This is a genomic window from Nocardiopsis camelliae, from assembly GCF_028993595.1.
In the GTDB taxonomy this organism is placed as follows: Bacteria; Actinomycetota; Actinomycetes; order Streptosporangiales; family Streptosporangiaceae; genus Nocardiopsis; species Nocardiopsis dassonvillei.
Genome location: NZ_CP118614.1, coordinates 1,398,450 through 1,419,434 on the forward strand (window position 1 = coordinate 1,398,450; position 20,985 = coordinate 1,419,434).

A 20,985-nucleotide genomic window follows, 5' to 3' on the forward strand; every position below is an offset into this window, starting at 1 on the left:
GCGAACACGACCCTCGGCCCAGGCAGGTAAGGCACAGCGATGACTGAATCCGTGAACGACAGTGTTGAGAACTTCTCCTGGCTCATCGACCGCTTCGTCCGCGACGTGCGCGGTGTCGAGCACGCCGTCGTCGTCTCCTCCGACGGCCTGGTCCTGACGCACTCCAGCGACTTCCCCGAGGAGCACGCCGAGCAGCTCGCGGCCATCGCCAGCGGTCTGCACAGCCTCGCCGTCGGCGGTGCCAACCTCTTCCAGAGGGGCGAGTGCGAACAGCTGCTGGTCCGCTTCAACCACGGCCACCTGTTCATCATGGCGATCAGCGACGGCTCCTGCATGGCGGTGCTCACCGCCCCGGGCACCGAGCTCAAGATCGTCGGCTTCCAGATGACCAAGCTCGTGGAGAACGTCGCCCACGTGCTCACGCCGCAGCTGCGCTCGCAGCTGCGCGAGGTCATCCAGAACTGACGACGGTGCCCGTTCGGGAGGAGAGGTTGCCTCGGCTATGAGCTTCCGCAGGCGAAGGAGTAACCGTGTCCGTCCGTTCACCTTCACGGGTGGGCGGACACGGTCGCGGCATCCGCTGATGGTGCAGACCCTGGTCTCGACGTCCGAGCCCGGGCAGGAACCTCCTGGCACCCTGATGCCGGAGTCGATCAGTATCTACAAGCTGTGCCGGGAGACCCGGTCGCTGGCCGAGGTCTCGGCCGAGTTGAACATCCCCCTGGGCGTCACCCAGGTTCTGGTCAGTGACCTGGCCGAACAGGACCTGGTGTACATCCACCCGACCATCACCGGCAGCAGTCCATCGGAAAACCAGGTTCTGGAGAGGGCTCTTCGTGGTCTCGAACGACTTTTCCAGTGACAAGAGGTCGAATCGCAAGAAGATGTCGAGCAAGATCGTCATCGCCGGGGGCTTCGGCGCCGGCAAGACGACCTTGGTGCGCTCGGTGTCGGAGATTCCCCCTGTCACGACCGAGGCGATCATGACCGAGGCCAGCATCGGTCATGACGACACCTCGATCACACCCGACAAGACGACCACCACCGTCGCGATGGACTTCGGTCGCATCACCGTCGACGACGAACTGGTCATGTACATGTTCGGCACACCGGGCCAGGCGCGTTTCTGGTTCATGTGGGACGATCTGGTCCGCGGCGCGGTGGGCGCCGTCGTCGTGGTCGACTGCCGGAGGCTCGCGGACTCCTTCGACGCGGTCGACTACTTCGAGACGAACAAACGCATCCCCTACATCGTGGCGCTGAACAAGTTCGAGGGCCGCCTCGACTACACCTCCGAGCAGGTCCGCGAGGCGCTGGAGGTCAGTCCTGAGGTACCCATCATCGACTTCGACGCCCGGAACCGGTTGTCCGGGGGTGAGGTGCTCAAGACGCTGCTGCGGTACGCGTTGGAGCACAACCGCGCCAGCGAGCCCGTCGCCTGACGGACGGGGAGACCCCGGTCTTCCCACCGCCCCGCAGATTCCCCAGGAAAGTTAGCGACAATGCGCAAGATCCTTATCGTCGGCGCGGGCCACGCCGGCCTGCACCTGGCCCATGGGCTCCTCACCCATGGATACGACGTCACGGTGATCACGGGGCAGTCCTCGATGGAGATCCGGACGGGCAGGCCGTCGATCTCGCAGTTCACGTTCCCCACCGCCCTGGAGCACGAGCGAGACTTCAACCTCGATCTCTGGAGCGCCCTGTCGCCGCAGATCAGGGAGCAGACGGTGCACCTGTACCCGGGCGGGGGCAGCCTCATGTCCTTCACCGGCAGGACGGGTGAGAACAACGACTACGCCGTCTCCATCGACAGGCGTGTGAAGATGGCCGACTGGCTGGAGTACTTCGAGGACCGCGGCGGCAAGGTCGTCATCCACGGTGTCACGGTCACCGACCTCGACTACTTCTCGCGGATGTTCGACCTGATCATCGTGGCGGTCGGCCACGGCGAGCTCGGCCAGCTCTTCGACTACGACGAGAGCAGGTTCTCAGGGGCCAGGCCGCGTGCGATCGCCCAGGCGCACGTCTACGACGTCTGGCCGGCCGAGGGCCAGGACGAGAACATCAGCTGGGCCGCGTCCGCTGCGGAGGCGGGCAACATCATCCTCCTGCCGATCCTCGGCCAGGACGGCCCCTGCCACTCGCTCGTCATGGTGGACAAGCGCGGCGGTCCCATGGACACCTGGCCCGACCGTCCCGGTCCCGAGGAGCAGCTGCGCCGGATGAAGGACCTCCTCCGCCGGTACGCTCCCGAGTACTTCGAGCGGGCCAAGGACGCGGTCCTGATCGACGGCAGGAACAGCACTCTGGTGGAGGACCTGACCCCCCAGGTGCGCAACCCCGTGGGGGTCCTCCCGTCCGGCGGACGCGTTCTCGGGATGGCGGACGTCATCGTGACCATGGACCCCTACGTGGGACAGAGCTGGAACAACTCCACACGGTGCGCGGAGGCCTACCTGGAGGCCATCATCGAACGCGGTGACCAGCCCTTCGACGAGGGATTTCTGGTCGGCGCCTTCGACCGTTTCTGGGAATTCGGTCTCTACAACCAGCAATGGTCCGAGATGTGCTCCACCTGGTGGGACCAGGGGGACATGTCCCCGCAGATGGTGGAGCTGCTGTCCGCCGCTGTGAAGTACCGTGAGATCTCCGACCGCTGGATCCAGGGGTGGGACTACTCGCCGGACTACGGTAAGTGGCTGCTGGATCCGCAGTTGGCCACAGAGTACGTGGCTGAGGTGCGCGCACGTCACGGCGGCTGACGTGCGCGTACCCCAGCGGCCTGAGCCCGGTGTCCGGCGGACACCGGGCTCAGCTGCTTTCTGTGGGAGGTGTCACCCGGCCACGCTCTGGACCGGAATTCAAGAAAGCAATGTCCGAAAACAAAGATTCCGTTGTCACCGGCTGTGAACTGTGGGTACTATCCTTCGGGTTGATGTCCGAAAGCGTGGCATGGTGAGTGGTGGGTCATTTGTTTCTTGAGGGCGAACTGTCCGTATGTGGAATGATTTGTTAGTGTCGGGCGAAGCCCTCTGCTGATGATGAGAACTGCGATGACCTCTGGTAGTACCCTTCCTCTCCTCCGGACCTGACAGAAACCTCCGCTTCCCCGCGGTCGCACGGGGACGCGGACCGCTAATCGACCATTCCTGGCCTGTACGAACACACAGCAGTGGCCCGTGCATTTGCACCGGAAGATCTCCGGTGGGCGGATTTCCGGCACACCGCGCGCGGAGCAAGGGGGCCGGTGGTGTGAGATCGGAGACGACGATGGTGACGGGTGCGTGGACGACTCCTGGGGCCGACGAACCGATCGCGGTGGTCGGGCTCTCCCTCCGGCTCCCCGGAGCGTCGACTCCGGAGGCCTTCTGGCGGCTGCTGTGCGAGGGTAGGGAGGCGATCTCCGCCCCTCCCGAGCGGCTCGGCGTCGCCTCCGCCGCGCGCGACCCCTACTGGGGCGGGTACCTCGACCGGGCCGAGGACTTCGACGCCGGGTTCTTCGGGGTCTCGCCGCGCGAGGCGCTGGCCATGGACCCCCAGCAGCGGCTCATGCTGGAGCTGAGCTGGGAGGCCGTGGAACGCGCACGCATGGCGCCGGACTCCCTGCGGGGCACCGACACCGGTGTGTTCACCGGCGCCGTCGCCGCCGACTACGGCCTCCTGCAACAGCGTGCCGTGCGCGGCGGCGCCACCCACCACACGCTCACGGGCACCCAGCGCGGCATGATCGCCAACCGTGTCTCCTACGCGCTCGGACTGTCCGGGCCCAGCCTGACCGTGGACAGCGGACAGTCGTCGTCCCTCGTCAGCGTGCACGCGGCCATGGAGAGCCTGCGCCGGGGCGAGTGCGGTACGGCACTGGCCGGCGGAGTCAACCTCATCCTCGTCCCCGAGAGCACCGAGAGCGTCGCCCGGTTCGGCGGGCTCTCCCCGGACGCGCACTGCTACACCTTCGACGCGCGCGCCAACGGCTACGTGCGCGGCGAGGGCGGCGCCGTGGTCGTGCTCAAACCCCTGGGCCGGGCCCTGGCCGACGGCGACCGCGTCCACGCGGTCCTGCGCGGCGGTGCCGTGAACAACTCCGGCCGCACCCCCTACCTCGCCCGGCCCGACGCCGCGGGCCAGGAGAGGGTCCTGCGTGCTGCCCACCGCAGGGCGGGGGTCGACCCGGCGCGGATCGGCTACGTGGAACTGCACGGCACGGGTACCCCGGCGGGGGATCCGGTCGAGGCCGCCGCGCTCGGCGCGGTGTTCTCCGACGGACGCGAGGAGCCGCTGCGTGTGGGGTCGGCCAAGACCAACGTCGGCCACCTGGAGGGCGCCGCCGGAATCGTCGGCCTGGTCAAGACGGTGCTCAGCCTCTCCCACGGACAGCTCCCGCCCACACGCAACTTCACCCGGCCCCACCCCGGCATCGACCTGGAGGCGCTGCGGCTGAGCCCGCAGTTGCGGCGCGAGCCGTGGCCCGCGGACGCTCCGCTGGCGGGCGTCTCCTCCTTCGGCATGGGCGGGACCAACTGCCACCTGGTGCTCGGTCCGCCCCCGCCGGTCCACACGGACCGGCCCGGAGCGGCGACGGGGGAAGGGGGCATCGACCCCGTCCCGTGGATCCTGACGGCCCGGTCCGAGGAGGCCCTGCGCGCCCAGGCCTCCTCCCTGCACTTCTTCGTGTCGTCCCGGCCGGGCCTGCGGGTGCAGGACGTGGGCCTGTCGCTGGCCACCACCCGCACCGTGTTCGAGCACCGCGCGGTCGTCTTCGCCTCGGGCGGTGACGGCGCGCGGGAGCTGGAGTCGGTCGCGCCCCCGTCCGCTCCCGCCGACGAGGCGCAGGAGCGGCCCGTCCTGGTCTTCCCCGGCCAGGGCGGCCAGTGGGAGGGGATGGCCCGGGACCTCCTCGACGGTGACGGCCTTCTGGCCCAGGTGTTCACCCGGCGCCTGCTGGAGTGCGAGCGGGCCCTCGCGCCCCACGTGGACTGGTCGCTGATCCAGGTACTGCGCGGCGAACCCGGAGCTCCGGCCTACACCGGCTCGGGAGCGCGCGTGGACGTCGTCCAGCCGGTGCTGTGGGCGGTCATGGTCTCCCTTGCCAAGGTGTGGTCGGCGCTGGGCGTGGAGCCGGCGGCGGTCATCGGGCACTCCCAGGGGGAGATCGCCGCGGCGTGTGTGGCGGGAGCCCTGTCGCTGGAGGACGCCGCCAAGGTCGTGGCCCTGCGCAGCCGTGCCCTGACCTCGCTCGCCGGAAGCGGCGGCATGGCCTCGCTGGGACTGTCCCCCGAACGGGCCGGGGAGCTCGTCGCGGCTGAGGAGGACCTCCACCTGGCCGCGGTCAACGGCCCCGAGTCGGTCGTGGTCTCCGGAAGCCCCGAAGCGGTGCGCCGGGCCGTCGAGCTCTGCGTCGACCGCGGTGTCCACAGCGCCCTGGTCGACGTGGACTACGCCTCCCACTCCTCTCACGTGGAGCACATCCGCGAGGAGCTGCTCGCGTGCCTGGAGGGGGTCGAACCGCGCTCCGCCCGGGTGCCGTTCTTCTCCACCGTGACCGGGGGGTCCCTGGAGGGGGCGGAGGCGCGGACGGACGCGTCGTACTGGTACGGGAACCTGCGCGGTACCGTCCGCTTCGCCGACGCGGTGAACGCGGCCGTGGAGTCCGGCCACACCACCTTCGTCGAGGTGGGACCGCACCCGGTGCTCTCCTTCGGCGTCGAGCGGACGCTGGACGCCCGCGGGGCGCGGGGCAGGGTGCTGCCCACCCTGCGCCGGGGGGCCGGCGACCAGGCGCAACTGCTGACCGCGGCGGCGCAGGCGTTCACCGCCGGGGTCGGCGTCGACTGGGCGGCCCTGTTCGCGGGGACCGGCGCGAGCCGTGTCGACCTGCCGACCTACCCGTTCCAGCGCCAGCGGTACTGGCCGCACACCCACGCCCCGGTGCCCGTCGAAGGGCCGCCGGCCGACGAACCCGACGCGTCCCCCGCCGCGCCCCGCGGCGACGCACGGAGCACCCGCGCGCTGGTGCGCGGGCACACCGCCCGGGTGCTCGGGCGGGCGTCCCTGACGGCCTCGGACGAGCGCCGCGCCTTCCGCGACCTGGGCTTCGACTCGATGATGCTGCTCCAGCTCGGACGGGCGCTGTCCCGGGAGACGGGGGTCCCGCTGGAGGAGACCGTCCTGTTCGAACTGCCCACCCCCTCCGCGCTCGCGGAGTTCCTGGTCGGGGAGGCTGGGGAGGAGGTGCCCGGGGCCGCCGGGCCGCCCTCCGCCCCGCCCGAGACCGTTCCCCCCGCGCCCGCGGCGGCCCCCGCCGTCACGGCGCCGGTCCCCGACGACGACCCGATCGCCATCACCGCGATGGCCTGCCGCCTGCCGGGCGGGGTGCGTTCCCCCGAGCAGTTGTGGCGACTCGTCGACGACGGTGTGGACGCCATCGGGGACTTCCCCGACAACCGCGGCTGGGACCTGGAGAACCTGTACGACCCCGAGCCCGGAACACCCGGGCGCACCTACGCGCGCTCGGGCGGATTCCTGTACGACGCCGACCTGTTCGACGCCGGCTTCTTCGGGATCAGCCCCCGCGAGGCCGACGCCATGGACCCCCAGCAGCGACTGCTGTTGGAGACCTCCTGGGAGGCGATCCGGCGTGCCGGGATGAGCACGGACGACCTGCGCGGACGACAGGTCGGCGTGTTCGTCGGCGCCATGCCCACCGACTACGGGCCGCGCCTGGCCGATCCGAGCACGGGCGACGACGGGGGGTACCGGCTCACCGGCAGCACCCTGAGCGTGGCCTCGGGCCGTATCGCCTACGTCCTCGGCCTGCGCGGTCCGGCGCTGACCATCGACACCGCCTGCTCGTCCTCGCTCGTGGCCCTGCACCAGGCGGCCGAGGCGGTCCGCAGGGGCGAGTGCGAGATGGCCCTCGCCGGGGGAGCCACCGTCATGGCCACCCCCGGCATGTTCCTGGAGTTCTCCGCCCAGCGCGGACTGTCGCCGGAGGGCCGCTGCCGGGCCTTCGGGGCCGAGGCCGACGGCACCGCCTGGGCCGAGGGCGCGGGCGTGCTCCTGCTGGAGCGCGCCTCCCGCGCCCGCCGCGCGGGGCGCCCGGTCCTGGCGCTGGTCAGGGGCAGCGCGGTCAACTCCGACGGGGCCAGCAACGGGCTGACCGCGCCCAACCCCGACGCCCAGGAGCGGGTGATCCGTCAGGCCCTGGCCTCGGCCGGGGTGGAGCCCGGCGAGATCGACGCCGTCGAGGCGCACGGCACGGGCACCCGGCTGGGCGACCCGATCGAGGCCAAGGCGCTGATCTCGGTGTACGGCCGGGCCCGCGAGGGCTCCGCGGAGGATCTGCGGCTGGGCTCGCTCAAGTCCAACATCGGCCACGCCCAGGCCGCCGCCGGCGTTGCCGGGGTGATCAAGACGGTGGAGGCGCTGCGGTACGGGCGGCTGCCCCGGACACTCCACGCCGACGTGCCCACGGACAAGGTCGACTGGGACGGCAGCGGCGTGCGGGTGCTCACCGAACCGGAACCGTGGCCGGACACCGGGCGCCCGCGCCGGGCCGCGGTGTCCTCCTTTGGTATCAGCGGCACCAACGCGCACGTGGTGCTGGAGGGCGTGGCCGACGAGGGCGCCGCGGTCATCGTCCCCGACGACCCCTTCCACCGCGAACGCCACTGGGTGGACGCCTCCGTCCGGGCCGGGGCCGGACCCGAACCGCACGGGGCCGCGGAGCCGCTGCTCGACGAGGGGCTGGCGCTGGTCGACGGGCGCACCGTGTTCACGGGACGCATCGACACCGACAGCCAGCCCTGGGTGCGCGACCACGGCCTTCTCGGCCGGATCGTCGTGCCCGGCACGGCGCTGGTGGACCTGGCCGCGTACGCGGCCGACCGGGTCGGCGCCGCCACCGTGGCCGACCTGGTCCTGGAGGCTCCGCTGGTGCTGACGCACGGCGAGGGGGCCACGCTCCAGGTCACCGTGGGCGCCCGCGACGACCGGGGGCGGCGCGAGGTGCACGTCCACGCCCGCTCCGCGCGGGCCGCGTCGGACGCGCCCTGGACCCGCTACGCCTCCGGTGCCCTGACGGACGAGCCGGAGCCCGGTACCGGACCCGCCGACGCGGACGGCTCCCTTCCGGCGGACCTGCCCTGGCCCCCGGCCGACGCCGATCCGGTGACCGTTCGACCCGACTACACCCGTCTGGCCCGGCGCGGCTACGCCTACGGTCCGCTCTTCCAGGGGCTGAGGAGCGTGTGGCGGTGCGGGGACGACATCCTGGCCGAGGTCGAACCGCCCGACACGCCGTACACCGGCGGCCCCTTCCACGGTCCCCATCCGGCTCTGGCGGACGCCGCCCTGCACGCGATCCTGCTGTACGGCGGTAGCGGCGGGGACGCCCTGACGGTCCCCTTCGCCTGGTCGGGGGTACGGCTGCGCGCCCTCGGCGGGGAGGCCGCGCGCGGACGCCTGCGCGTGCGCGCCACCGAACTGGGCGCCGACCGCTACCGCGTGCGCGTCTTCGACGAGGCCGGGAACACGGTCGTGGCCGTGGACGAGCTGGCCATGCGCGTGCTGGACGGGGACGCCCTCCCCGAACGCGACCCGTCCGAGGTGTCGGCCCTGCACGAGCTGGTGTGGGAGAAGGCCGCCGCACCCGGCTCCACGCCCTCCGTCCCCACCGGGCTGCCCGGTTTGGACGCCGTCGACCGGGACGGCGCGGTGCCGCCGGTGGTCTACACCGAGCTGCCCGCCGCGGCGGTCTACGCCGAGGGCGACACATCGGTGCCCGAGTCCGTCCGCCAGGGGCTGGACGCGGTCCTGGAGACCGTCCGGACCTGGCTCACCGACCCGCGCACCGAGCACTCCCGCCTGGTGGTGGTGACCTGGCGCGCGGTGGCCACGGGCCCCGGCACGCGGATCAGCGGGTTCGCCGCGGCGCCTGTGTGGGGTCTGCTGCGGGCCGCCCAGAGGGAGCACCCCGGGCGTCTGGTGCTCGTGGACTCCGACGGGTCGGAGGACTCCCACCGCGTCCTGCCCGGAGCCGTCGAGCTCGGTGAACCGCAGATGGCCCTGCGCGCGGGCGCGGTCCTGGTGCCCCGGCTGGCCAGGGCCGAAGGCGACCGCTGGTTGACGCCCCCCGGCGCGCTGTGGCGTCTGGGCAGCAACCGTCCCGGTTCGCTGGAGAACCTGGAGCTGCTGCCGGCGCCGGAGGCCGGGGAGGAGCTCGGCCCGCACGAGGTGCGCGTCGCCGTCCGGGCCGCCGGCGTCAACTTCAAGGACGTGGTGGTGGCCCTCGGCATGGTCGAGGGGGACAGGGGCGTGGGCCTGGAGGGCTCCGGGACCGTCCTGGAGACGGGCGCCGAGGTGACGGGCCTGAACCCGGGCGACCGCGTGGCGGGCGTGTTCGACGGGGCGTTCGGCCCGATCGCGGTCGCCGACGCCCGCAGGCTCGCCCGGATCCCCGACGGGTGGTCCTTCGAAGAGGCCGCGGCCGTGCCGGTCGCCTTCCTGACGGCCTACTACGCCCTGGTGGACCTGGCGGCGGTACGCCCGGGGGAGAGCGTCCTGGTGCACGCCGCCGCGGGAGGCGTGGGAACGGCGGCCGTCCAGCTCGCACGGCACATGGGGGCGCGCGTGTTCGGTACGGCGAGCCCCCGCAAGTGGGCCGGCCTGGCCGGGTACGGGCTCGACGAGGAGAGGCTGTCCTCCTCCCGCGACCTGGAGTTCGAAGCACGGCTGCGCGCCGCCAACGGCGGGCGCGGCATGGACGTGGTCCTCAACTCGCTCAGCGGGAAGTTCGTGGACGCCTCCCTGCGGCTCCTGCGTTCCCCGGGCGACGGCGGGGGGCCGGGCGGCAGGCTCGTGGAGATGGGGCTGACCGACGTCCGCGACGTGCGCGACGTCGCCGCGGGCTTCCCCGGACGCGGCTACGACGCGTTCAAGCTGACGGACGTGGCCCCGGAGCGGATCGGCCAGATGCTCGGGCGGGTCCTGGAGCTGTTCTCCAGCGGCACGCTCGAACCCCTTCCGGTCACCGTCCACGACCTCCGCGACGCCAAGGACGCCCTCCGCGGCCTCCAGCGGGGGGAGACCGTCGGCAAACTCGTCCTGACCGTTCCGGCGCCCTTCCCGCAGGACCGCACCACGCTGGTCACCGGCGGCACCGGCACCCTGGGGCACCGGGTGGCACGCCACCTGGTCACCGGTTACGGGGTGCGCGACCTGCTGCTCGTCAGCCGCAGCGGCCCCGAGGCGCGGGGCCAGGAGGCGCGCACGGCCGAACTGGAGGCACTCGGGGCCCGGGTGAGCGTGGCCGCCTGCGACACCGCGGACAGGAAGGACCTGGAGCGGGTCCTGGACGGGCTCCCGGCGGACCGCCCGCTCGGCGCGGTGGTGCACACCGCCGGCGTCCTCGACGACGCCACCGTCACCTCGCTCACCGGTGAACAGGTCGACAGGGTGCTGCGCCCCAAGGTCGACGCCGCGTGGAACCTGCACGAGCTGACCGCGGAGGCCGATCTGGGCGCGTTCGTGCTGTTCTCGTCGGTGGCCGGAACCCTGGGCACCGCCGGGCAGGCCAACTACGCCGCGGCCAACGTCTTCTGCGACGTACTGGCCCACCACCGCCGGGAGCACGGCCTGCCCGCCACCTCCCTGGCGTGGGGCCTGTGGGCCGGGGCCAGCGGGATGACGGGCCACCTGGACAGGACCGACCTCGGTGTCCTGGGCCGGACGGGGCTGCTCCCGATGCCCGAGGACGAGGCCCTGCGGCACCTGGACACCGCCCTGCTGCGGAACATGGTCCACGGCGTCCCCGCCCTGTTCGACTCCGCCGCCGGCACCGGTACCGGCGTGCTCCGGGGCCTGGGCGGGCCGTCCCCGGAGGGCGCGCGCGCACCCCGGGGCGAAAGGGGGGCCAAGGACGCCGCCGAGCGGTTCTCCGCGCTGTCCGGGCCCGAGCGCGAGCGCGCGCTGCTCACCGAGGTCCGCACGCACACCGCCGTGGTCCTCGGCCACGGCCCCGACACCAGGACCTCGCGGGTGGGCGCCGACCGGCCCTTCACCGACCTGGGGCTGGACTCGCTCACGGGTGTGGAGCTGCGCAACCGGCTCAGCGCCTCGACAGGTGTGCGGATCCCGGCCACCGCGGTCTTCGACCACCCCACCCCGCGCGCCCTGGCCGCGTTCCTCCTACTGCTGCTGTTCCCCGAGTCCCCGGACCGGGACGCGGCCGCGGCCGTGGAGGACGGCTCCGGGTCCGGCGACGGAGCCGGGAACCCGGACACCGGCATCGACACCATGGAGGTGGACGAACTCGTCACCCTCGCACTCCGGGGACAACACGGTCCCCACCACGCTGGACAGGAGACGGCAGTTGACCACTGACGACGCACGCCTGGTCGCGGCGCTCCGTGCCGCGATGAAGGAGAACGCGCGGCTGCGCGAGGAACTGGACCGCTCGACCCGGCCCGAACCGATCGCCATCGTCGGGATGGGGTGCCGCTTCCCCGGGGGAGCCGACACCCCCGAGGGGCTGTGGGACATCGTCTCGCGGGGGCGCGACGCGGTGCGCCCCTTCCCCGCCGACCGCGGGTGGGACCTGGAGGAGCTCCTCGTCGGGCGGTCGGGGGAGCCGCGTTCGTCGACCGGTCAGGGCGGGTTCCTCGACCGCCCGGCCGCCTTCGACGCCGAGTTCTTCGGGGTCTCCCCGCGTGAGGCGGTGGCGACCGATCCGCAGCAGCGGCTCCTGCTGGAGACCGCCTGGGAGGCGGTCGAACGGGCCGGGATCGACCCGGAGTCGCTGGCCGGCTCCGAGACCGGCGTGTTCGTGGGCACCATGGCCCAGGAGTACGGGCCCCGGCTGCTGGACGCCTCCTCCGACGGTTTCGCGCTCACCGGCTCCTCGCCCAGCGTCGCCTCCGGACGGGTGTCCTACACCCTGGGCCTGACCGGCCCCGCGGTCACCGTGGACACGGCGTGCTCGTCCTCGCTGGTGGCCCTGCACCAGGCGGTCCGTAGCCTGCGCGGCGGGGAGAGCTCGCTGGCCCTGGCCGGGGGCAGCTGCGTCATGGCCTCCCCCGGACTGTTCACCGAGTTCTCCAGGCAGGGGGGCCTGGCCCCCGACGGACGATGCAAGGCCTTCTCCGCGGACGCCGACGGCACCGGCTGGGCCGAGGGCGTGGGCATGATCCTGCTGGAGCGGCTCTCCGACGCCCGGCGCAACGGGCACACGGTCCTGGCTGTCGTGCGCGGCAGCGCCGTCAACCAGGACGGGGTCTCGAACGGGATCATGGCCCCGAACGGACCGTCACAGCAGCGCGTCATCGCACGGGCCCTGGAGGAGGCGGGCCTCACCCCGGGCGACATAGACATGGTGGAGGCGCACGGCACCGGCACCAGGCTGGGCGACCCGATCGAGGCGCAGGCGCTCATCGCCGCCTACGGCCGGGGCCGCACCGAGGACCGCCCCCTCTGGCTGGGTTCACTCAAGTCCAACATCGGCCACGCGCAGTCGGCCGCCGGAGTCGGGGGCGTGATCAAGTCCGTCATGGCGCTGCGCCACAGCGTCCTGCCCCGGACCCTGCACGCGGACGAGCCCTCTCCGCTGGTGGAGTGGGACGGGAGCGGTGTCCGGCTGCTGACCGAGGCCAGGCCCTGGCCCGAGACCGGCAGGCCGCGGCGCGTCGGGGTCTCGTCGTTCGGGATGAGCGGTACCAACGCCCACCTGATCCTCGAACAGGCCCCCGATGAAGCCGGGCCGCAACCGCGCCCGGCGGGAGCCGCGGGCCCCGTCCCGTGGGTGCTGTCCGCGCGCACCGAGGCGGCGCTGCGCCAGCAGGCGGCCCGGCTCGCCGGCCTGCTGCGCCTGTCCCCCGAGGCCGCGTCCGAGGACGTGGGCTGGTCGCTGGCCACCGCCCGGTCCGGGTTCCCCCAGCGGGCGGTCCTCCTGGCCGGCGACCGGGCCGAGGCGCTGGAGGCGCTGGACGCCTTCGCCGACGTGAGGCCGGCACCGGGCGTGATCCGCGGCCGCTCCGTGGCCGAGCCCCGCACCGCGTTCGTCTTCCCCGGGCAGGGGGCCCTCGACGCGGAGCTGGACCTGGGCGCCCTCATCGACGCGCAACCGCGGTTCGCCGAGGCCGTCCACGAGTGCGAGAAGGCGCTCTCGCCCTACCTGGACTGGTCGGTGACGGCGGCGCTGCGCGGCGGCCCCGGCGCCCCCGACACCGGTCGTCCCGACGTCGCCCAGCCGCTGCTGTTCACGGTCATGGTCTCGCTCGCCCGGCTGTGGCGGTCCCACGGCGTCGAGCCGTCCGCCGTGGTCGGCCACTCGCAGGGGGAGATCGCCGCCGCGCACGTCGCGGGCGTCCTGACCCTTGAGGACGCCGCCGCGGTGGTGGCCCTCCGGAGCAGGCTCGTCCTGCCCCTGGTGGGGAGCGGCGGAATGCTGGCGCTGCAGCTGCGTCCCGGACAGGAGCTCCCCTCGCTGGAGCGCTGGGGCGGCAGGCTGGACGTGGCCGCCCACAACGGACCGAGCGCGGTCGTGGTCGCCGGGGACGGCGGCGCGCTCGGGGAGCTCTCTGAGTGGTGCGCCGCGGAGGGGGTCCTCGCCTTCCCCGTCGCGGCGGACTTCGCCGCGCACTCCCGGCAGGTCGACGCCCTGCGGGCGGAGCTCCTGACCGCACTCGCCGGGATCCGGCCGGGGCAGGGGGAGCTCCCGCTGTACTCCACGGTGCACGGTGCCCGGATCGACGGCACCGCCATGGACGCCGAGTACTGGTACCGCAACATCCGCCAGACCGTGCGGTTCGAGGAGGCCGTACGCGCCATGGCGGAGGACGAGTTCACCACGTTCGTCGAGATGGGCCCGCGGCCGGTCCTGACCATCGGCGTCCAGCAGACACTGGAGTCCGCCGGTGCGAACGGCGGCGAGACCGCCGTCCTCGGTGCGTTCCACGGCAGGGCCAGCGGCCCCCGGGAGTTCCTGGCGGCCCTCTCCGAGGTGTGGGTGTGCGGCACCGTCCCGGACTGGTCGGTGGTGTTCTCGGAGTACAACCCGCGTGTGGTCGAGCTGCCCACGTACCCGTTCCAGCACCGGGACTACTGGCTGGACCCCGCACCCCGCTCCGCCGCGGCCCCGCCGGACGACCGCGCGGAGCAGGTGCCCCCGGACACCGGGGCCGCCCCGCGCGGGAGCCTGTCCGCGCTGTCGGATCTGTCCGAGCGCGAGCGCGAGGACGCCGTGGTGGCGTTGGTCCGTGAACACGTGGCGGCGGTGCTCGGCTTCACCTCGCCGGAGCAGGTGGACGTCCGGCGCGGCTTCCTGGACGCGGGCGGCACCTCCCTGGGAGCGGTGCGCCTGCGCAACGCCCTGAACGCGGCGACGGGCCTGGAACTACCCGTGACCGCGGCCTTCGACCACCCCACACCGCTGGCCCTCGCCCGGCACCTGCTCTCCCTGCTGCTCTCCTCCGGCGACGGCGGCACCGCCGACCCGGCCACCGCGCTGGACCGGCTCCGGACGGCGGTGCGGGCCACGGAGCTGCGCAGCGCCGAACGCGAGGCCGTGGCGGCGGGACTCCGCGATCTGCTGTACACGCTCACCGAAGGCCGGGGGGCGACGACGGACGGTACCGAGGAACTGGAAGGTGCGAAGGATGACGAGCTCATCGAGCTCATCGGCAAGGAATTCGGAATCTCCTAGCCGCCGTACGCTCCCGCATCCGAGGTTGGTCTCCCATGACGCATGAGGACAAGTTCCAGACACTGGCCCGCCGGCTCGCGCTCGATCTGCGCCATGCCCGCGGCCGTATCGACGAGATCGAGGAACGGCGGCACGAGCCGATCGCCGTGGTCGGCATCGGCTGCCGCTACCCGGGTGAGGTGGGCTCCCCCGACGACCTGTGGGAGCTCGTCGAGCAGGGCGCGGAGGGCCTCACCGACTTCCCCACCGACCGGGGCTGGGAACTGGACACGCTGTTCGACAGCGATCCCGCCACCCCCGGGACGAGTTACCTGCGCAGGGGCGGCTTCCTGCACGGGGCCGCCGGGTTCGACGCCGGGTTCTTCGGGATCGGCCCCCGTGAGGCCACCGCCATGGACCCGCAGCAGAGAGTCGCGCTGGAGACCTCCTGGGAGGCCGTCGAACACGCGCGCATCGACCCCACGACCCTGCGCGGCACCTCCACCGGGGTGTTCCTGGGCATGGTCGGCCAGTCCTACGGCCCGTCCATCCGGCAGGCGGGGGAGGAACTGGAGGGCTACCTGCTGACCGGGGGCATGTCGGCCGTCGCGGCCGGCCGGGTGTCCTACACCCTGGGCCTGGAGGGCCCCGCGCTGACCCTGGACACCGCCTGCTCCTCCTCGCTGGTCGCGCTCCACCTGGCCGTCCGCTCCCTGAGGGAGGGCGAGTGCGACCTCGCCCTGGCCGGAGGCGTCAGCGTGTACACCAACACCGGCCCCTGGGTCGCCTTCAGCCGCCAGCGCGGACTCGCCCCCGACGGCCGCTGCAAGGCCTTCTCCTCCAGCGCCGACGGCACGAGCTGGTCCGAGGGGGCGGGCATGCTCCTCCTGGAGAGGCTCAGCACGGCCCGGAGCAACGGTCGCCGTGTGCTGGGGGTGCTGCGCGGCAGCGCCGTGAACCAGGACGGTGCCAGCAGCGGGCTGTCGGTGCCCAACGGAACGGCCCAGCAGCGCGTGATCCGGGAGGCCCTGGCCGACGCACGGCTCGCTCCCGGAGAGGTCGACCTGGTGGAGGCGCACGGAACGGGAACGACGCTGGGCGACCCCATCGAGGCCAACGCGCTGCTGTCCACCTACGGACGGGACCGCCCCGCCGACCGGCCCGTCGGCGTGGGGTCGTTGAAGTCCAACATCGGCCACGCCGGGGCGGCGGCGGGTGTGGGCGGCGTGATCAAGGCGATCATGGCGATGCGGCACGGCGTCCTGCCCCGCACCCTGCACGTGGACGAGCCCAGCGCCCACGTGGACTGGGGGTCCGGGGCGCTGGCGCTGCTGACCGAGGCCGCGCCGTGGCCGCGGACCGGCCGTCCGCGCCGCGCGGCCGTGTCCTCGTTCGGCGTGAGCGGGACCAACGCCCACGTGGTCCTCGAAGAGGCCCCGGAGGACTCCGAGCCCGGACCCGCGACCGGGAGCGGCCCGGCCCCCCTGGAGACGGACACGGTCCCGTGGCTGGTCAGCGCCCGGTCGGAGGCGGCGCTGCGCGCCCAGGCCGCCCGCCTGCACGACCACCTCGCGATGCGTCCCGGACTCGACCCCGCCGACGTCGGATGGTCCCTGGCCGCCACCCGCTCGGAGTTCGAGCACAGGGCGGTGGTGACGGCGCGGGACCGGGAGGGCCTCCTCCGGGGCCTGGACGCCATCGGCAGGGCCGCCCCGGACGACGGCGTCCACCGGGGCACCGCCGCCCGGGAGCGCGCCGTGTTCGTCTTCCCCGGCCAGGGCTCCCAGTGGAAGGGCATGGCCGTCGACCTGATGGCCGCCTCCCCCGTCTTCGCCCGGACGATGGCCGACTGCGAGCGTGCGCTGTCCCCGTTCGTGGACTGGTCGCTCGCGGCCGTGCTCGGACAGGAGGAGGGAGCCGCGGCCCTGGACCGCGACGACGTCGCGCAACCGGCGCTGTGGGCGGTGATGGTCTCGCTCGCCGCGCTGTGGCGGTCCCTCGGCGTCGAGCCCTCCGCCGTGGTCGGCCACTCCCAGGGGGAGATCGCGGCGGCGTGCGTGGCCGGGGCGCTCTCGCTCGACGACGCGGCCAGGGTCGTGGCGCTGCGGAGCCGGGCGGTCCTGGAACTCGCCGGCACCGGGGCGATGGCCTCGATCGCACTCGGCGCCGAGGAGTTGGGCGAGCGCGTGGCCGAGTTCGGCGGCCGGGTACACGTCGCCGTCGTCAACGGCCCCGCCTCCACCGTCGTCGCGGGAGAGCCGGAGGCGGTGCGGAGCCTGGTGAAGGAGTACGAGACCCGGGGCGTGCACGCACGTCTCGTCCCGGTCGAGTACGCCTCCCACACACCGCACGTGGAGCGGCTCCGGGACAGGGTCCTCACCGCCCTGGCCGGTGTCGTCCCCCGGCGGCCGGACGTCCCGGTCTACTCCTCCCTGACGGGCGGCCCCCTCGGCGACACACCCATGGACGCCGACTACTGGTACCGGGGCCTGCGCCATCAGGTCCGCTTCGAGGAGACCGTCGGCGCGCTGCTCCGCGACGGACACGGCACGTTCCTGGAGGTGTCCCCGCACCCGGTGCTCGGCACGGCCGTCCAGGAGACCTGCCAGGAGGCGGGCGCCGACGGCGCCGTGGCCCTGGGCACCCTGCGCCGCGACGAGGGAGGGCCCGAGCGCTTCCTCGCCTCGCTCGCGCAGGCGCACGCGCACGGCGTCGCGGTGGACTGGTCCCGGCTGTTCGGCGGACGCCGGAAGGTGGACCTGCCGACCTACGCCTTCCAGCACCGCCACCACTGGGCCGTCGACGGGGCCGAGGGCGCGGACGTCACCCGTGCGGGCCTCAACGGGGCCGACCACCCCATGCTCGGCGCCGCGGTCTCCCTCGCGTCCGGCGACGAGTACCTGTTCACGGGCCGGATCGGCCTGGAAAGCCACCCCTGGCTGGCCGACCACGTCGTGCTGGACATGGTCCTGGTTCCCGGGACCGCCTTCCTCGAACTCGCCCTGCACGTCGGCGAACGCGTCGGGTGCCCGCGCGTGGAGGAACTGGTCCTGCACACCCCGCTGCGGCTCCCGACCCGAGGGGGCGTACAGCTCCAGCTCAGGGTCGGCCCGCCGGACGCCAACGGCGCCAGACCGCTCACCGTGCACTCCCGACCCGGAGGCGGCGACGACGGCCCCTGGACCCAGCACGCGAGCGGCCAGGTCACCCGGCCCCGGCCGGAGCACGGGGCGCCGAAGCAGGACGCGTCCTGGCCGCCGAAGGGCGCCGTCCCGGTGCCGGTGGACGACTTCTACCCCCGCATCGCCGAGATGGGCAACGCCTTCGGGCCGGTCTTCAGCAGCATGCGTGCGGTGTGGCGGGACGGGGACGACCTGTACGCGGAGGTCCGGCTGCCGGAGGGCGCGCGGGCCGACGCCGCCCGGTTCGGCGTGCACCCGGCGCTGATGGACTCCTCGCAGCACCCCCTCGCGCTTCCGCACACCTCCGCCCCCGCCGGCGGCCCGAGCCTCGCCGAGGCGGCCGGCCTCCCCTTCGCCTGGTCCGACGTCACCCTCCACGCCACCGGGGCCGCACACGTCAGGGTCCGCCTGTCCCAGACGGAACAGGACTCGGTCTCCCTGGAGCTCACCGACCCCTCGGGCCGACCCGTCGCCTCCGTCGGCTCCCTGGTCATACGTCCCATCAGCCCCCAGCAGCTGGCGGCGGCCACCCGCGGGGGAGGGGACGACCTGTTCCGCGTCACGTGGTCCGAACCCACCGGCGCGCCCGCGTCCGCCGACGGCCCCCGGCCCCTCGCGATCGTGGGGCCCGACCCCCTGGGCGTCGCGGACGTCCTCGCGGCGGCGGGCCACCCGGTCCGGTCCCACCGGGACGCCGACGCGCTCCACGCGGCCCTGGCGGCCGGGGACCCCGTTCCGTCCGCCGTGGTCGTGCCGTGCGCGGCCACCGATCCCGAGGACACCGCCGAGGCCGCCTACACCGCCACCTACCGGGCGCTGGACCGGCTCCAGGGCTGGCTGCTCGACGAACGCTGCGAGGACCTCCCCCTGGTCCTGCTCACGCGGGGCGCCGTCAGCGCGGCGGAGGGCGACCACGTCCCGGACCTGGACCACGCGCCCCTGTGGGGGCTGGCCCGCACCGTGCAGATGGAGTTCCCCGGCAGGTGCTCCATCGTCGACGTGGACGACACGGGGTCCGCGCCGACGGCCCTGGCGGCGGTACTGGACGGAGGGGAACCCCAGGCCGCCGTCCGCGGCGGCACGGTACTCGTCCCGAGGCTGGACCGCGCCGCGCCGCGGGAGGGGCGGTCGCCGGACCTGGGATCGGACGGGACCGTGCTCGTCACCGGCGCCAACGGAACGGTCGGCAGCGTGATCGTCCGCCACCTGGCCGCCGAGTGCGGAGCACGACACCTGCTCCTGGTCAGCCGCAGCGGACGGGAGGGCACCAGCCCCGAACTCCAGGCCGACCTGGCCGGACTCGGGGCCACCCTGTCCTTCGCCGCCTGCGACACCGCCGACCGCGACGCCCTGCGCGAGGTCATCGCCTCGGTCCCCGAGGACCGGCCGCTGAGGTCGGTCGTCCACATCGCCGGCACCGTCGGCGGAGCCGTCTTCACCGCGCTCACCAGGGAACACGTCGACCACGTGATGCGGCCCAAGGTCGACGCCTCCTTGAACCTGCACGAGCTGACGCGCGACTTGGACCTGCGGGAGTTCGTCCTGTTCTCCTCGGCGGCCAGCACGCTGGGCAACCCCGGCCAGGCCAACTACGCCGCGGCCAACGTCTACCTCGACGCCCTGGCGCACCGGCGCCGCGCCCAGGGCCTGCCCGCCACCACCATCGGATGGGGCATGTGGGCCGAGCGCAGCCAGCTCACTGTGCGGTTGGACGACACCGACCTGCACAGGTACGCGCGGATGGGCATGAGCGAACAGATCGCCACCGAGCGGGGGAAGGCGCTCTTCGAGGAGGCCCTGGCCTCGGACGCGGCCCACCTCCTGGCGGTGCCGCTGGACGTCGCGGGGATGTCCCAGCGGAGCATGAGGGGCGCCGACGTCCCGACGATGCTGCGCGCGCTGGTGCGCCGGCCGCGCCGCAGGGCGGCGGGGCTGACGGCCGACTCCGGGGACCTGCGCCGCCGTCTGGCCGGGGCGGACACCGAACAGCGCGGACAGCTGGTCCTGGACCTCGTACGGGAGGCCACGGCCGAGGTGCTCGGGCACTCCGCCCCGCAGGACGTGCCGGTCGACCGGGACTTCCTGGAGATCGGCTTCGACTCGCTCACCGCGGTCGAGCTCCGCAACCAGCTCCGCTCCCTGACCGGACTGCGCCTTCCCGCCGGGCTGGCGTTCAAGTACCCCACGCCCACGGCCGTGGCGGGTTTCCTCCTGGAGAGTCTGCCCGCCCCGGACCAGTCGGCCCCTCGGCCGCGCGAGGCGGCGGGGGCTCCCGAGGCGGACGGGCGGGGGACGCCGGACAGCCTGGTCGCGCTCTTCGAGGAGTTCTGCCGCCAGGGCAGGACCGCGGAGGGCATGCGGCTGCTGGACACGGCGGGGCTGGTGCGTCCCGCCTTCTCCGAGGCGGAGGGCTACGTCAGCGCCCGCGGCCCGGTCGTGCTGTCGAGCAAGGAGGCCGACTCCTCCGTCCTGGTGTGCCTGCCGTCCATCGTCCTGGCCTCCGGACCCCAGGAGTTCGCCAGGTTCGCCGGCGGCGTACGCGGTCTGCGGGAGGTCAAGGTCGTCCCCCACCCGGGTTTCCGGGACGGGGAGCCGCTCCCGGACACGCTGGCGGCGGCCCTGTCGGCGCAGGCCGACGCCGTCGCCCGCTGCGCCGACGGGCGCCCCTTCGTCCTCGTCTCCCGTTCCTCCGGGGGACCGGTCGCGCACGCCGTGGCCGCACTCCTGGAGGAGCGCGGTGTGCGCCCGGCGGCCCTGGCGCTGCTGGACCCGCCGCACCCGGACGACGAGGCGGTCCTGCCGACCACGGAGGCCCAGATGCTCCAGCGCGGCGGCGCCCTGGGCATCGTCGACAGCGCCCGCCTCACCGCGATGGGACGTTACATGCGGCTGTTCGCCGACGTAGGCCTCGGGGCCGTCGCGGCGCCCTCGGTGGTCCTGCGGCCGGAGGACCCCATCACCGACCGGGACGGAGCCCCCATCCCCCCGTTCAGCTGGGCGCCCCCGCACGAGCGGATCACCGTTCCCGGCGACCACTTCACGATGTTGGAGGACCACGCCGACATCGTCGCCCGGGTGCTGCACGACTGGTTGTCGGAGCGCGGTCTGTGAACGGACCTCCCCGCA

The 20,985-nt window shown here is 73.6% G+C and carries 7 protein-coding genes; all 7 read left to right on the forward strand.

Translation table 11 applies throughout. The annotated features are described in order from the left end of the window. Nucleotides 1-39: 39 nt before the first annotated feature. Entirely contained in the window at nucleotides 40-465 is a 426-nt protein-coding gene (locus PV789_RS06420) for a roadblock/LC7 domain-containing protein (protein ID WP_013151544.1), read from the forward strand. Between the two features lie 37 nt (nucleotides 466-502). Next, nucleotides 503-862, forward strand: coding sequence for a DUF742 domain-containing protein (locus PV789_RS06425; RefSeq protein ID WP_013151545.1), 360 nt, complete (start codon nucleotides 503-505; stop codon nucleotides 860-862). 22 nt (nucleotides 863-884) lie between these two features. Then, nucleotides 885-1,442 carry a GTP-binding protein gene (locus PV789_RS06430; RefSeq protein ID WP_274976563.1) on the forward strand — a complete coding sequence of 186 codons (558 nt, stop codon included), beginning with the start codon at nucleotides 885-887 and terminating at the stop codon, nucleotides 1,440-1,442. Nucleotides 1,443-1,502: 60 nt separating this feature from the next. Further along, the gene (locus tag PV789_RS06435; RefSeq protein ID WP_274976564.1) at nucleotides 1,503-2,765 is read left to right on the forward strand and encodes a styrene monooxygenase/indole monooxygenase family protein; all 1,263 of its coding nucleotides are present in this window, start codon (nucleotides 1,503-1,505) and stop codon (nucleotides 2,763-2,765) included. Between the two features lie 508 nt (nucleotides 2,766-3,273). Continuing rightward, on the forward strand, nucleotides 3,274-11,382 hold the full coding sequence (locus PV789_RS06440; RefSeq protein WP_274978066.1) for a type I polyketide synthase: 8,109 nt from the start codon (nucleotides 3,274-3,276) through the stop codon (nucleotides 11,380-11,382). Beyond that, nucleotides 11,372-14,698 carry a type I polyketide synthase gene (locus PV789_RS06445; RefSeq protein WP_274976565.1) on the forward strand — a complete coding sequence of 1,109 codons (3,327 nt, stop codon included), beginning with the start codon at nucleotides 11,372-11,374 and terminating at the stop codon, nucleotides 14,696-14,698. The genes PV789_RS06440 and PV789_RS06445 overlap by 11 nt, the downstream gene beginning before the upstream one ends. A gap of 35 nt (nucleotides 14,699-14,733) precedes the next feature. Next, nucleotides 14,734-20,970, forward strand: a complete 6,237-nt coding sequence (locus PV789_RS06450; protein WP_274976566.1) for a type I polyketide synthase — start codon at nucleotides 14,734-14,736, stop codon at nucleotides 20,968-20,970. Nucleotides 20,971-20,985: the final 15 nt, after the last annotated feature.

What these genes read in the sequence shown, in the direction of transcription:
- PV789_RS06425 (WP_013151545.1), top strand. Translation starts at nt 503, where the DNA reads ATGAGCTTCCGCAGGCGAAGGAGTAACCGTGTCCGTCCGTTCACCTTC.
- PV789_RS06430 (WP_274976563.1), top strand. Translation starts at nt 885, where the DNA reads ATGTCGAGCAAGATCGTCATCGCCGGGGGCTTCGGCGCCGGCAAGACG.
- PV789_RS06440 (WP_274978066.1), top strand. Translation starts at nt 3,274, where the DNA reads ATGGTGACGGGTGCGTGGACGACTCCTGGGGCCGACGAACCGATCGCG.
- PV789_RS06435 (WP_274976564.1), top strand. Translation starts at nt 1,503, where the DNA reads ATGCGCAAGATCCTTATCGTCGGCGCGGGCCACGCCGGCCTGCACCTG.
- PV789_RS06450 (WP_274976566.1), top strand. Translation starts at nt 14,734, where the DNA reads ATGACGCATGAGGACAAGTTCCAGACACTGGCCCGCCGGCTCGCGCTC.
- PV789_RS06420 (WP_013151544.1), top strand. Translation starts at nt 40, where the DNA reads ATGACTGAATCCGTGAACGACAGTGTTGAGAACTTCTCCTGGCTCATC.